At 59.9% G+C, this 11696-nt stretch carries 14 protein-coding genes; 6 read left to right on the top strand and 8 right to left on the bottom strand.

Annotated elements, in window-relative coordinates; genetic code table 11:
• The first annotated feature begins 393 nt into the window (after positions 1-393).
• From pnp to J5274_RS01095, 4 genes are all read left to right on the top strand, one after another.
• Entirely contained in the window at positions 394-2529 is a 2136-nt protein-coding gene (gene pnp, locus J5274_RS01080; RefSeq protein ID WP_142831514.1) for a polyribonucleotide nucleotidyltransferase, read from the top strand.
• An 80-nt stretch (positions 2530-2609) separates the two neighbouring features.
• Positions 2610-3626: a class I SAM-dependent methyltransferase gene (locus J5274_RS01085; protein WP_142831515.1), complete on the top strand. Its 1017-nt coding sequence runs from the start codon at positions 2610-2612 to the stop codon at positions 3624-3626.
• 122 nt (positions 3627-3748) lie between these two features.
• On the top strand, positions 3749-4843 hold the full coding sequence (locus J5274_RS01090) for an AraC family transcriptional regulator (protein ID WP_142831516.1): 1095 nt from the start codon (positions 3749-3751) through the stop codon (positions 4841-4843).
• A gap of 185 nt (positions 4844-5028) precedes the next feature.
• Positions 5029-5286 (top strand): response regulator transcription factor, encoded by a 258-nt coding sequence (locus tag J5274_RS01095; RefSeq protein WP_142831517.1) that lies wholly within the window; start codon positions 5029-5031, stop codon positions 5284-5286.
• Between the two features lie 49 nt (positions 5287-5335).
• On the opposite strand, the gene fabI is transcribed toward J5274_RS01095, so the two are convergent.
• The 3 genes from fabI to fabA all read right to left on the bottom strand — a co-directional run bounded on the left by fabI (position 5336) and on the right by fabA (position 7953).
• Entirely contained in the window at positions 5336-6142 is an 807-nt protein-coding gene (gene fabI, locus J5274_RS01100) for an enoyl-ACP reductase FabI (protein ID WP_142831518.1), read from the bottom strand.
• 4 nt (positions 6143-6146) lie between these two features.
• Positions 6147-7370, bottom strand: a complete 1224-nt coding sequence (gene fabB / locus J5274_RS01105; protein ID WP_142831519.1) for a beta-ketoacyl-ACP synthase I — start codon at positions 7368-7370, stop codon at positions 6147-6149.
• A gap of 67 nt (positions 7371-7437) precedes the next feature.
• Complete coding sequence (gene fabA / locus J5274_RS01110) at positions 7438-7953, bottom strand: 3-hydroxyacyl-[acyl-carrier-protein] dehydratase FabA (protein WP_111220855.1); 516 nt, start codon at positions 7951-7953, stop codon at positions 7438-7440.
• Between the two features lie 298 nt (positions 7954-8251).
• Between fabA and irrA the strand changes: the two genes are divergently transcribed.
• The gene (irrA, locus tag J5274_RS01115) at positions 8252-8671 is read left to right on the top strand and encodes an iron response transcriptional regulator IrrA (protein WP_111220854.1); all 420 of its coding nucleotides are present in this window, start codon (positions 8252-8254) and stop codon (positions 8669-8671) included.
• A 16-nt stretch (positions 8672-8687) separates the two neighbouring features.
• Here irrA and J5274_RS01120 read toward each other — a convergent pair whose 3' ends face one another.
• The gene (locus J5274_RS01120) at positions 8688-9323 is read right to left on the bottom strand and encodes a trimeric intracellular cation channel family protein (RefSeq protein ID WP_142831520.1); all 636 of its coding nucleotides are present in this window, start codon (positions 9321-9323) and stop codon (positions 8688-8690) included.
• A 136-nt stretch (positions 9324-9459) separates the two neighbouring features.
• Between J5274_RS01120 and J5274_RS01125 the strand changes: the two genes are divergently transcribed.
• Positions 9460-9936, top strand: a complete 477-nt coding sequence (locus J5274_RS01125; RefSeq protein WP_142831521.1) for a hypothetical protein — start codon at positions 9460-9462, stop codon at positions 9934-9936.
• Between the two features lie 29 nt (positions 9937-9965).
• Here the strand turns inward: J5274_RS01125 and J5274_RS01130 are convergent, their stop codons facing one another.
• From J5274_RS01130 to J5274_RS01145, 4 genes are all read right to left on the bottom strand, one after another.
• Positions 9966-10640 (bottom strand): pentapeptide repeat-containing protein, encoded by a 675-nt coding sequence (locus J5274_RS01130; protein ID WP_224129439.1) that lies wholly within the window; start codon positions 10638-10640, stop codon positions 9966-9968.
• Positions 10641-10798: 158 nt separating this feature from the next.
• Positions 10799-11041 (bottom strand): DUF2188 domain-containing protein, encoded by a 243-nt coding sequence (locus J5274_RS01135; protein WP_111220850.1) that lies wholly within the window; start codon positions 11039-11041, stop codon positions 10799-10801.
• A 182-nt stretch (positions 11042-11223) separates the two neighbouring features.
• Complete coding sequence (locus J5274_RS01140) at positions 11224-11430, bottom strand: hypothetical protein (RefSeq protein WP_111220849.1); 207 nt, start codon at positions 11428-11430, stop codon at positions 11224-11226.
• Positions 11431-11499: 69 nt separating this feature from the next.
• A complete protein-coding gene (locus J5274_RS01145; protein ID WP_162854785.1) occupies positions 11500-11676 on the bottom strand; it encodes a hypothetical protein in 177 nt (58 codons plus the stop codon).
• Positions 11677-11696: the final 20 nt, after the last annotated feature.

Here is an 11696-nt window from a genome sequence, read left to right on the forward strand (position 1 = left end):
GCGTTCCTGACGGGACGCCCGCCGGACTTTTATGACCGGGTCGCACCGACCCACATCCCGATGCCTGACCGCGCCACGATATGATCCGCGCAACAGGCAAGAGGCGGCGAACCGGATGGGCCGGCTTCGCCAAGACATAAACCGTTGACCTGTCATGGGGCAGGATTGCCGGACGCTTTCGCCAGGACCCTTGGTCCAGGCCGTCTTCGAGGTCCAGGACCTGAAGCCGCAATGCCGGACACGATCGTCTCCGTCCACCGCCTGAAGGCGAAACGGAAACGCCGGAAAAAGCCTCCCGCTGTCTTGCCCGTGACCTGTCACACAATGCGGTCGACGATGCGCCTTGCCCGAACCGGCGGTGGCGCGTTTTCCCGCATCAGGCAAGGATAGAATATGTTCGACGTACACACCGTGGAAATCGAGTGGGCAGGACGCCCGCTGAAACTCGAAACCGGCAAGATCGCCCGTCAGGCTGACGGCGCGGTTCTCGCCACGTACGGCGAGACCGTGGTTCTGGCCACCGTCGTTTCGGCCAAGTCGCCGAAGCCGGGCCAGGATTTCTTCCCGCTGACCGTCAACTACCAGGAAAAGACCTACGCAGCCGGCAAGATCCCGGGCGGCTATTTCAAGCGCGAAGGCCGTCCGAGCGAGAAGGAAACGCTGGTTTCCCGCCTCATCGACCGCCCGATTCGCCCGCTTTTCCCGGCTGGCTACAAAAACGACACGCAGGTCGTCGTGACCGTTGTCCAGCACGACCTTGAAAACGATCCCGACATCCTCGCCATGGTTGCTACCTCGGCTGCCCTGACCCTCTCCGGCGTTCCCTTCATGGGCCCGATCGGCGGCGCGCGCGTCGGCTACATCAATGGCGAATACGTCCTCAACCCGCATCTCGACGAGATGGACGAATCGGTTCTCGACCTCGTCGTTGCCGGCACGCAGGACGCCGTCCTGATGGTTGAATCGGAAGCCAAGGAACTCTCCGAAGAAATCATGCTCGGCGCCGTCATGTTCGGCCACCGTGGTTTCCAGCCGGTCATCGACGCGATCATCAAGCTCGCTGAAGTTGCCGCCAAGGAAGCCCGTGACTTCCAGGCGGAAGATCATTCCGAACTCGAAGCCGAAATGCTGAAGCACTTCGAAGCCGAGCTTCGCGACGGCTACAAGATCACCCAGAAGGCCGACCGCTACGCAGCCGTCGACGCCGTCAAGGCCAAGGTCAAGGCTCACTACTTCCCTGAGGGCGTTGAGCCGAAGTATTCCGCCGAAGTCATCGGCGCCGTCTTCAAGCACCTGCAGGCGAAGATCGTTCGCTGGAACATCCTCGACACCAAGAGCCGCATCGACGGCCGCGATCTGTCGACCGTTCGTCCGATCGTCTCGGAAGTCGGCCTGCTGCCGCGTACCCACGGTTCTGCCCTGTTCACCCGCGGCGAAACCCAGGCGATCGTCGTTGCCACGCTCGGCACCGGTGAAGACGAGCAGTATGTCGATAGTCTGACCGGCATGTACAAGGAACGCTTCCTTCTGCATTACAACTTCCCTCCCTACTCGGTTGGCGAAACCGGCCGCATGGGCTCCCCGGGCCGCCGCGAAATCGGCCATGGCAAGCTCGCATGGCGCGCCATTCGTCCGATGCTGCCAACACCTGAGCAGTTCCCCTACACGCTGCGCGTAGTCTCCGAGATCACCGAGTCCAACGGCTCGTCCTCGATGGCTACCGTCTGCGGCACCTCGCTCGCGCTGATGGATGCCGGCGTTCCGCTCGGCCGCCCGGTTGCCGGTATCGCCATGGGCCTGATCAAGGAAGAGGACCGCTTTGCAGTTCTCTCCGACATCCTCGGCGACGAAGATCATCTCGGCGACATGGACTTCAAGGTTGCCGGCACGGAAGGCGGCATCACCGCCCTTCAGATGGACATCAAGATCGAAGGCATCACTGAAGAGATCATGAACGTCGCGCTGAACCAGGCGAAGGACGGTCGTCTTCACATCCTCAACGAGATGTCCAACGCCATTTCCGAAGGCCGTGGCCAGCTGGGCGAATTCGCTCCGCGCATCGAGATCATGAACATCCCGGTCGACAAGATCCGTGAAGTCATCGGCTCCGGCGGCAAGGTCATCCGCGAAATCGTTGAAAAGACAGGCGCCAAGATCAACATCGAAGACGATGGCACGATCAAGATCGCATCCTCGTCCGGCAAGGAAATCGAAGCAGCCCGCAAGTGGATCCACTCGATCGTTGCCGAGCCTGAGATCAACCAGATCTACGAAGGCACGGTCGTCAAGACAGCCGACTTCGGCGCTTTCGTCAACTTCTTCGGCGCACGCGACGGCCTGGTGCACATCTCCCAGCTCGCAGGCGACCGCGTTGCCAAGACGACTGACGTCGTCAAGGAAGGCCAGAAGGTCTGGGTCAAGCTGCTCGGCTTCGACGAACGCGGCAAGGTTCGCCTTTCCATGAAGGTCGTCGACCAGGCCACCGGCCAGGAAATCGTCGGCGAAAAGAAGGATGCCGCAGCCGAATAAGCTGCGCCTTCGCTTGCATCTCCGGGGCGCGGGACAAGTTCCGCGCCCCTTTTCTATCCGCCTTTGACACGAGATAAGCCATGAGCCGCGACGCCCTGAAGACCCTGTTCCATCCCTTTGCTTCCGCCACCGTGGCTGCACCCAGTGAAGGTGAACGCATCCTGTTTCTCGGCGCCGAGGCCGGCTTCGCGCTGCCGCCCGAGTTCAAGGCGAGCCTGACCGCGGTGCAGGGTTTTCGCCCTCTCTATCGCCAGCTGCAGGCAAGCCGCATAGAGGCGACGCCTGAGATCGAGGGAACGGACTATGACGGCGCGCTGGTTCTCTGCACCAAGCACAAGGGCGAGAACGAGGCCAACATCGCCGAGGCGCTCGCACGGGTGAAACTCGGCGGCCTGATCGTCGTCGCCGGCGGCAAGGAAGACGGCATCGCCTCGTTGCGCAAGCGCGTCGAAGGCCTTGGTCTTACCATCGACCATATGCCGAAATATCACGGCGTGGCCTTCTGGTTCGGACGCCCCGAAGACACGGCGCCGATGCTGGCCAAGCTTCAGAAGCCGGCAATCCGCGTTGACGGCCGTTTCACGACGGCACCGGGCATGTTCTCCCACGAGCGCATCGACGCCGGCTCCGAACTGCTCGCCTCACGCCTGCCGGCCGACTTTACCGGCGACGTCGCCGACTTCGGTGCCGGATGGGGTTACCTCGCCGTCGAGATGGGTACGCGCTCGCCTAAACTGGGGCGCATCGACCTCTACGAGGCAGATCACGCCGCACTGGAAGCCGCCAAGCACAATCTCGCTTCCAACATCCCGAACATCGCAGCGCGCTTCTTCTGGCACGACCTGGCTGGCGAATCCGTGCGCGACAAATACGATCTCGTCATCATGAACCCGCCTTTTCACGAAGGGCATGCCGCCGATCCGTTGCTGGGCCAGGCACTCATCAAGACGGCAGCCGGAGCGATCCGCAGTGGTGGCAGGCTGTTGCTCGTGGCAAACCGTGGCCTGCCCTATGAGCCGGTGCTGGCGGGCCTGTTCAAGAATAGCGGTGAAACTTGCCGCAATGCTCGGTTTAAAGTTTTGTGGGCAAGTAAATAGGTTTGTCCACTACCGGACAATCCGGCATTCATAATAAACTAATTAAGAATAAGCTCGACAGGGCGACGTGGAAGGGCTTATCTTCTGGCGACTGATATTTAACATCCAACGCCAGAAGCTCAATGTCTAAGCAAACGGTCAACGATGAACTGACCACTGTCGCCGGTGTGGGCTCTGCAATAGCTCTTCACGCGCAGAGCTATGGCTTCGACATTGTACCGATTTGCCATGCCCTCGATATTGATCCGGACGACCTGCAAAGCCTGACAGCGCGGATCAGCCTCGACCGCATGTGCCGTTTGTTGGAAGCCTGCGCATTGATGGCTGACGACGAAGCCTTCGGACTGAAATGTGCCGCCGGTTTTACGCTCGGCTCGAGCGGTCCGTTCGGCTACGGCATGATGACCGCGCCCACCGTTCGCGATTTCCTGGATTTTCTCGTCGATCATCTGGCATTTGCGTCGCAGGTTAGAGACTGCAGTCTCCAGAAGTCAGACAACGGCTCGGTCCTTTCCTGGAATTTCTCCCCATTGGTTTCGAAACGGGATCAGTATGTCGATCTGATCGTCGGCCTGCATCTACGCCATCTGGGCTGTCTGGTCGGTAAGGATATCGACCGCGTTGGCGTTGGGCTGCAACGGCAGAGACCGCGTCATCCGGCCTTCTTTCGACAGTACATGACCCGCCATCTGTCGTTTGGCATGCCCGTCAACAGCTTGCACGTGCCGGCCAGCCTTCTCGACCGTCGCAACCCCCGTGGCGACCCTACCCTCTTCAAGCTGATGAATATCCAGATCCGGACCCTGCAGGCGGATGAGGTGACCGAGGAGGAGTTTGTCGAGCAGGTACGCCGCTACATCCGGCGACGGATCGCCGAGGCGACGCTCTCGCTTGATCTGATCGCAGCCTACTTCGGCTTGTCGGAGCGCACGTTCCAGCGGAGACTGGCAGAGTTCGGAACGACGCTCAACGATCTCCGCGATGACGAGCGGCGGCGGCTGTGCCTCGCCTTGCTGCGCGACGGCAACCTTTCCATTACCACCATTTCCTATCGACTGGGATATTCGGCGCCCAGCGCTTTCACGCGGTCGGTCTATCGCTGGTTCGGCGCTTCGCCCAAGACTTTGCGCAACGTCAATGCCGAAGAAAGCAGCAGACTGCAGGAATCGCGGGGAGATGACCTTGACGCGCCTACACAAATCAGGAAGATTTCATGACGTCGTCTTGATAGGCGACTACAGCCATGAACTGTTGCGCAGAAAGATAAATTTCTGGCGCCCGTCGTTAACGACAGATGAGCCTCTCCATAGTATTCAGCGCTTTCAGCCAGTCATTATCGCGTCGTTCGCCTTGGGCGTAGCGCCGGTAAAAGATCTTGCGCCCCCTCATTTAGCGGACCGCCATGCCTAGAATCTTTCCGTCGACGGAATCTACGCCTCCGTCGCCCAAACTCACATCTCGTGAAAAAGATATCTTGCAACTGATAGCCGACGGCCATCGGCTGGAGGAGATCGGCCGTACGCTGGAGCTGCCCGAACCAGAAATCGAGCAGCTGATGAAGACGGTTGAGGAGAAACTGGGAGCAAGCAACCGGCTGCACGCAGTGACCATCGCCGTGCTGCATGGCCATATAGCCATAGGTCCGGAACAGCCAAGATAGGCCCCGCCGTATAGACCGACGCAGTACTGCGCCGGTCTGATGTTTGGTATCAGTCGATTTCAGCCCGCGTCAGCGTTTCCAGCGTCGGCATCGAGGTGATGTTGAAGCCGGAATCGACGTGATGGATTTCGCCCGTCACGCCTGCGGAAAGATCCGACAGAAGATACAGCGCCGAACTGCCGACATTATCGATCGTCACGGTCTTGCGCAGCGGCGCGTTGTGCTGGTTCCACGACAGGATGGCGCGGGCATCGGCAATACCGGCGCCTGCAAGCGTACGGATAGGGCCGGCCGAGATGGCGTTGACGCGGATCCCGCGCGGACCGTAATCGGCCGCCAGATAGCGCACCGATGCTTCGAGCGCTGCCTTTGCAACACCCATGACATTGTAGTTCGGGATCACGCGCGACGAGCCGTTATAGGTCAGCGTCAGCATGCTGCCGCCTTCGGTCATCAGCGTGGCAACCCGCTTGGCGATTTCGGTGAAGGAAAAACAGGAGATTACCATGGTCCGCGAAAAGTTATCGCGCGTGGTATTGGCATAGAGACCCTTGAGTTCGTTCTTGTCGGAAAAGCCAATGGCATGGACGACGAAATCGACGCTGCCCCAGCGGCTCTTCAGGGCATCGATAACGCTATCGACCGAGGCAATATCCTCTACATCGCAGGGCAGGATGAAGTCCGAACCGAGTTCGGCGGCGAGCGGCTTTACCCGCTTGCCCAGCGCATCACCCTGGAAGGTGAAGGCCAATTCCGCCCCCTGGGCAGCCAGCGCCTTCGCGATGCCCCAGGCGATGGAATGATTGTTCGCGACACCCATGATGAGTCCGCGCTTACCCTGCATTATTCCGGTCATTGATTTATCCGTTGTGGCGCTGGAACACGAGCGTAGCGTTGGTCCCGCCGAAGCCGAAGGAGTTGGAAAGCACGGTATCCATCCGGGCGTTGTCGATGCGCTTACGCACGATCGGAACGCCGTCAAATTCCGGGTCGAGTTCTGTGATGTGGGCGCTCTCGCCGATGAAGCGCTCCTGCATCATCAGGATCGAGTAGATCGACTCCTGGACGCCGGCTGCACCGAGCGAATGGCCGGTCTGCGACTTCGTGGATTGGATCGGCGGAATTTTGTCGCCGAACACTTCGCGGATCGCGCCGATTTCCTTGCTGTCGCCCACCGGCGTAGAGGTCCCGTGAGTGTTGATGTAGTCGACCTCGCCGTCCACCGTCTTCAGCGCCTGGCGCATGCAGCGAATGGCACCCTCGCCCGACGGTGCGACCATGTCGTAGCCATCCGAGGTGGCACCATATCCGGTGATCTCGCAGTAGATCTTGGCGCCGCGCGCCTTGGCATGCTCGAGTTCTTCGAGCACCAGCACACCGGCACCGCCGGCAATGACGAAGCCGTCCCGGCTGACGTCATAGGCGCGTGACGCGGTCGACGGGGTGTCGTTGTACTTTGACGACATCGCGCCCATGGCATCGAACAGGTTGGACATAGTCCAGTCGAGATCTTCGTGGCCGCCGGCAAACATCACGTCCTGCTTGCCCCACTGGATCATCTCCATCGCATTGCCGATGCAATGGGCGGAGGTCGAGCAGGCGGACGAGATCGAGTAGTTGACGCCGTGGATCTTGAACCAGGTGGCAAGGGTCGCCGACGCGGTCGATGACATCGCCTTCGGAACCGCGAACGGGCCGATGCGCTTCGGGCTGTTGTTCTTGATGGTGATGTCGGCCGCTTCGATCAGCGTGCGCGTCGAAGGCCCGCCGGAGCCCATGATGATGCCGGTGCGCTCGTTGCCACCGATGTCCGAATCCTCGAGGCCTGAATCAGCGATTGCCTGCTTCATGGCCACGTGGTTCCACGCACCGCCCTGCGACAGGAAGCGCATGGCGCGACGGTCGACCAGATCGGTCGGATCTAGCGACGGCTTGCCCCAGACGTGGCATCTGAAACCGTGCTCGGCAAAATCGGGCGAGAACGAGATGCCGGACTTGGTCTCGCGCAGCGCAGCAGTGACTTCGGCGGCATCGTTTCCGATGGAAGAGACAATACCAAGACCTGTGACAACAACCCGTCTCATGTGTTGGACCTTTTTGTTAGTGTCGAATTGCATGCAGTGGATAGAGGATCGCGCGCGTGAACGCCAATCACTCCGCCTTTTCCTTGGCCAACCCGACCCTGAGGTCGGTTGCCCGGTAGATTTCCTCGCCATCGGCCTTCATCCAGCCATCGGCGATGCCAAGCACCATGCGACCGCGCATAACGCGCTTGAAATCAATGCCGAATTGCAGAAGTTTCGTCGCCGGGCGGACCATGCCCTTGAACTTCACTTCACCGGTCGAAAGCGCCATGCCACGGCCCGGTTCTCCGAGCCAGCCGAGATAGAAGCCCGTCAACTGCCACATGCCGTCGAGACCGAGGCAGCCTGGCATGATCGGATTGCCGGCAAAATGGCACGGGAAATACCAGTCGTCCGGACGCACGTCGTATTCCGCGCGCACGTATCCCTTGTCGAAGGCACCACCAGTTTCCGAGATATCGGTAATGCGGTGAACCATCAGCATCGGCGGCAACGGCAATTGTGCGTTACCTGGCCCGAACAATTCGCCGCGACCGCAGCTCAGGATTTCCTCGTAGTTGAAGCTGGATGGTTTCGTCGTCATAAAAATCCGTTTCCCCCGCATGAATGCCTTTGGCGAGTGAGGTTAGTGTAAGATCGGCAGGAATTGAAGCTCTAGCATTGGCTTGTCCATTCCCGCCCACTGATCGGGCACGTTTCACCTTTATGTGGTGGTCGCATACAGGAAGCCCAAGGCTGCTGCCAGAGGCAAATGCTCTAAAAGCCGGACATTGCGGCTTTTTGCCCGTCAATGTCCCCACTCGAACTATTGAAAGCCGGGCAAGCAAAAGATATATGAAGCACTCAAGAATAGTCGACACGACGACTTTGGAGTCCGTTTGATGGCGTTTGCAGCCGAATTGCCGATCGAGACCAGACTGCGCATGGCGGGCCTGCGGCCGACCCGGCAGCGAGTCGCGCTGGGCGATCTGCTGTTTGCCAAGGGCGACCGTCACCTCACCGTCGAGGAACTGCACGAGGAAGCCGTCGCCGCAAAGGTGCCGGTGTCTCTGGCTACCGTTTACAATACGCTGCACCAGTTTACCGAGGCGGGCCTTATCCGCGTACTCGCCGTCGAGAGCGCCCGCACCTATTTCGACACCAACGTGTCGGACCATCACCACTTCTTCGTTGAAGGACACAACGAAGTCCTGGACATTCCAATCAGCAATCTTGTCATCGACAATCTTCCGGAGCCACCGGAAGGCATGGAAATCGCCCATGTCGACGTGGTCATCCGCCTGCGTCCGATCCAGCGCTAGCTGCCAGTCAATCCTTCTATAAGACATCGTCCGGATGACGTCCGGGCCTTGGGCGATAGCCGCGAAAAGTCCAACCGAACCACAAAGCTCCGCCGCGAACCCCGAACGCCGCGATCACCCCGAGCGCAGAGGCGGCATACAGCGGCATTGGCGTCGAATTGGCGGCAACAAAGACGCATGCGCCGATGAGCGCAGCCGTCACATAGATCTCCGGACGCAGCAGCACTGACGGCTCGTTGCTGATCATATCGCGCAGGATGCCGCCGAAGGTGGCCGTCAATGTGCCGGTGACGATGGCAACCGTCGGCGAACCCGTGGCTGCCAGGCCCTTGGCGGCGCCCATCACGCAATAGGCCGCCAGCCCGACGGCATCGAGCCAGATCAGCAGCTTGTATCGCGACTCTAGCAGATGCGCCGTGAAGAACACGACGACGCCGATGACGCAGCAGACGAGGATATAGGTCGGATTGAGCACCCAGAAGACCGGCAGCCTGCCGAGCACGATGTCGCGCAGCGTGCCACCGCCGATCCCTGTCACCGCCGCCAGAAACAGAAATCCGATCAGGTCGAGCTGCTTGCGTGATGCAGACAGGGCGCCGGTCGCGGCGAAGACGGCAACGCCTGCATAATCGAGGAACGACAGTAGCGACATGAATGGCCCCACGAACAGGTCTGCTGCAAATGCCGCAGTGGATCACGGCAGTCAGGGCCGCGCAAGGAGGAAGGACTAACTTGCAGCCCGGACTGCCACGCGCCTGTGTCGGAGCCCGTTATTGCGAGGTGATTTTGTGAGATTTTTGTTTCTGGCATTTTTGAATGTCATGGCGTTCGTGGTCATGCCCGCAGTCGCCAGCGCCCAGCAGGCGCTCCTGACCGATCCCGTCGCTTTCGAAAAGGAGCATTTCACCAAGCGTTGCGGCGCCGGCGTCACCTTTGGCGATGGATTTGCGACAGAGCAGGACATCAACAACGACAAGCGCGGCGATATCGTCATCAACGAAGGTGAAATCACCTGCAAGGGCGAAAAAGGCCCCGACTGCACCGATGAAGGTTGCCCGCACAACTTCTACATCCAGGTCGACACCGGCGGCTACCTGATGATCGCCACCGCGCAGATCTACAGCTACGACTTCATCATGCGGTTCGGCAACATGGTGCTTGTGATGAAGATGCATCCGCGTTTCTGCGACCGCACGGACACCGAACCATGCCAGATCACGGTGCGCGTGCGCGGTACCAAGTTCACGACGATCTTCAAGAAGTAGGCGCAGGCGCCATTGGCGTCTTCGAGGTCTCAGTCCGCGTGGCAGGGCCAGCCGGCCGGCTTTTTCAGGGCGGGCGGCAGCTTAGTCTTGTCGTCGCCGCAGGACAGATCGATCTGCGGCTGCAGCAGACCGCGCGCATTTGAGAGATCCAGACCTTCGATATCGGTCAGGAACATGAATGCCCTGTCGAAGTTTATCGGCCCCTCGACGCTGGCAGCATCGAAATGGGCACGCGATAGGTTGGCGAGGGTAAAATTCGTATCGCCCAGCACCGCCTTGTCGAAGTTCGCCCGTCCGAGTTCCGCCTTCTGGAAGTCGGCCCCGGTCAGTTTCGCTCCGGAAAAATTGGCTCTCTGCAGTTCGGCACTGGCAAAAGACGCACCATCGGCCGACACCTTGGAAAAACCGCTGCGGTAGGCCTGGACCCGCGCAAAGTCCGCCTTCTTCATCGTCGAGCCGGTAAACCAGGCGCGCATAAGGTTGGCTTTTTCGAGCTGCGCCCCGTCCAGGTTCGAGTTCGGAAGCCCGGTGACAGACAGATCGGCGCCGGAAAGGTTGGCATCCTTGAGGTTGCTGCCGTCAAGCATGATATTCTTCTTGCTGCATTCGCTCCAATCGAGACCTGGCTCCGGCATGCTGTCGCAATCGGCAGCCCGGGCGCCCGGCGCGCAAGAAAACGCCAGCGAGGCAGCAAGTGCGAACATGGCAAGCGGCACGGGGTGGCGACGGCCTTTGCCGCCGATGGCTTGAGCCAAAGGCATCCCCTGTCTCAATGAAACTACCGGCGTATCAACAACCATGCCACACCCATGTCACCTGATTTCCAACGCTCCAGCCTCCGGCTTTTGCGCCTGTCTGTCGATCAGCCATCATCCTTGACGTCCGCTTCCGGACGGTCGCCGCCGCTGGCCGACTCGGTCTTCCAGCTTCCGTCCGCCGCCTGATAGGCGATCTCCGCATCCTGGCCGCCGATCTGCTGACGCTTTGCCGCGTCCTTGGCAGCTTTCAGGGCCTGCGCATGATCAGGGAATGTTTCAGACCATACGTCGCCCAGTCGATAACCCCAGCCTTCGTCGTGTTCGGCAACATGATACGTAACGTGCATGACATATTTTCCTAATTCCAGATGTCGCGCAGCTTAGCCTACTTTGCACGCCGGAAAGCTTAAATCCTTGCGGCTTGCCCGGTAGTCGTCTTCCACGCCTATCGGAAATAGGGCTTCAACGGCGACTGGACAATGTGGATGCTGCGATTGCATCCGGAAATTGTCGTCAGACCGGAGGGGCCCTATTCCACCATCAGCCCGTCAAACACTTCGAGCATGGCATCGGAGATCGCCTTGCCGAGCGCGCCGCCGGTGCGCTGCAAGGCTTCCTCGTCCATATCGCGGGCAGACAGCGCCAGCGCCGAGCCTTCATTGCGAACGATTTCCTGCGCCCGCTGGATAGCCCAGAGTGCGAATTCGCTGCGGCTGTTGATTTCGACGTTATCCATGACGGCTCCGGCTCAGGCTGAACATAGTGCATTTTCAAGCGCCGGTGTCACGCCGGCAGGCCATCAGAATCACCACCAGCGGCTCGCGTGATCGAGATTGGCGTCCTGACGTTCCTGGACGGGACCCATCAACATCTTCAGCCGACCGATCTGCTTTTTGTCAAGAAGATCGCGGCGTGCAAATTCATGCATGCTCCAGATGTCGCGAAGGCTGGTATCGCGTGTGTCGGATCGTTTTAATGTCATGGAGCCCGACTACAAGACAA

Source organism: Rhizobium sp. L51/94 (genome assembly GCF_019355555.1).
Classification (GTDB): domain Bacteria; phylum Pseudomonadota; class Alphaproteobacteria; order Rhizobiales; family Rhizobiaceae; genus Rhizobium; species Rhizobium rhododendri.

Bases quoted from the DNA above. Each gene is read 5' to 3' on its own strand.
- J5274_RS01145 (WP_162854785.1), bottom strand. From the start codon at position 11,676: ATGACATTAAAACGATCCGACACACGCGATACCAGCCTTCGCGACATC.
- J5274_RS01095 (WP_142831517.1), top strand. From the start codon at position 5,029: ATGCCTAGAATCTTTCCGTCGACGGAATCTACGCCTCCGTCGCCCAAA.
- fabA (WP_111220855.1), bottom strand. From the start codon at position 7,953: ATGACGACGAAACCATCCAGCTTCAACTACGAGGAAATCCTGAGCTGC.
- J5274_RS01090 (WP_142831516.1), top strand. From the start codon at position 3,749: ATGTCTAAGCAAACGGTCAACGATGAACTGACCACTGTCGCCGGTGTG.
- irrA (WP_111220854.1), top strand. From the start codon at position 8,252: ATGGCGTTTGCAGCCGAATTGCCGATCGAGACCAGACTGCGCATGGCG.
- J5274_RS01140 (WP_111220849.1), bottom strand. From the start codon at position 11,430: ATGGATAACGTCGAAATCAACAGCCGCAGCGAATTCGCACTCTGGGCT.
- J5274_RS01130 (WP_224129439.1), bottom strand. From the start codon at position 10,640: ATGTTCGCACTTGCTGCCTCGCTGGCGTTTTCTTGCGCGCCGGGCGCC.
- pnp (WP_142831514.1), top strand. From the start codon at position 394: ATGTTCGACGTACACACCGTGGAAATCGAGTGGGCAGGACGCCCGCTG.
- J5274_RS01085 (WP_142831515.1), top strand. From the start codon at position 2,610: ATGAGCCGCGACGCCCTGAAGACCCTGTTCCATCCCTTTGCTTCCGCC.
- J5274_RS01135 (WP_111220850.1), bottom strand. From the start codon at position 11,041: ATGCACGTTACGTATCATGTTGCCGAACACGACGAAGGCTGGGGTTAT.
- fabB (WP_142831519.1), bottom strand. From the start codon at position 7,370: ATGAGACGGGTTGTTGTCACAGGTCTTGGTATTGTCTCTTCCATCGGA.
- J5274_RS01120 (WP_142831520.1), bottom strand. From the start codon at position 9,323: ATGTCGCTACTGTCGTTCCTCGATTATGCAGGCGTTGCCGTCTTCGCC.
- fabI (WP_142831518.1), bottom strand. From the start codon at position 6,142: ATGACCGGAATAATGCAGGGTAAGCGCGGACTCATCATGGGTGTCGCG.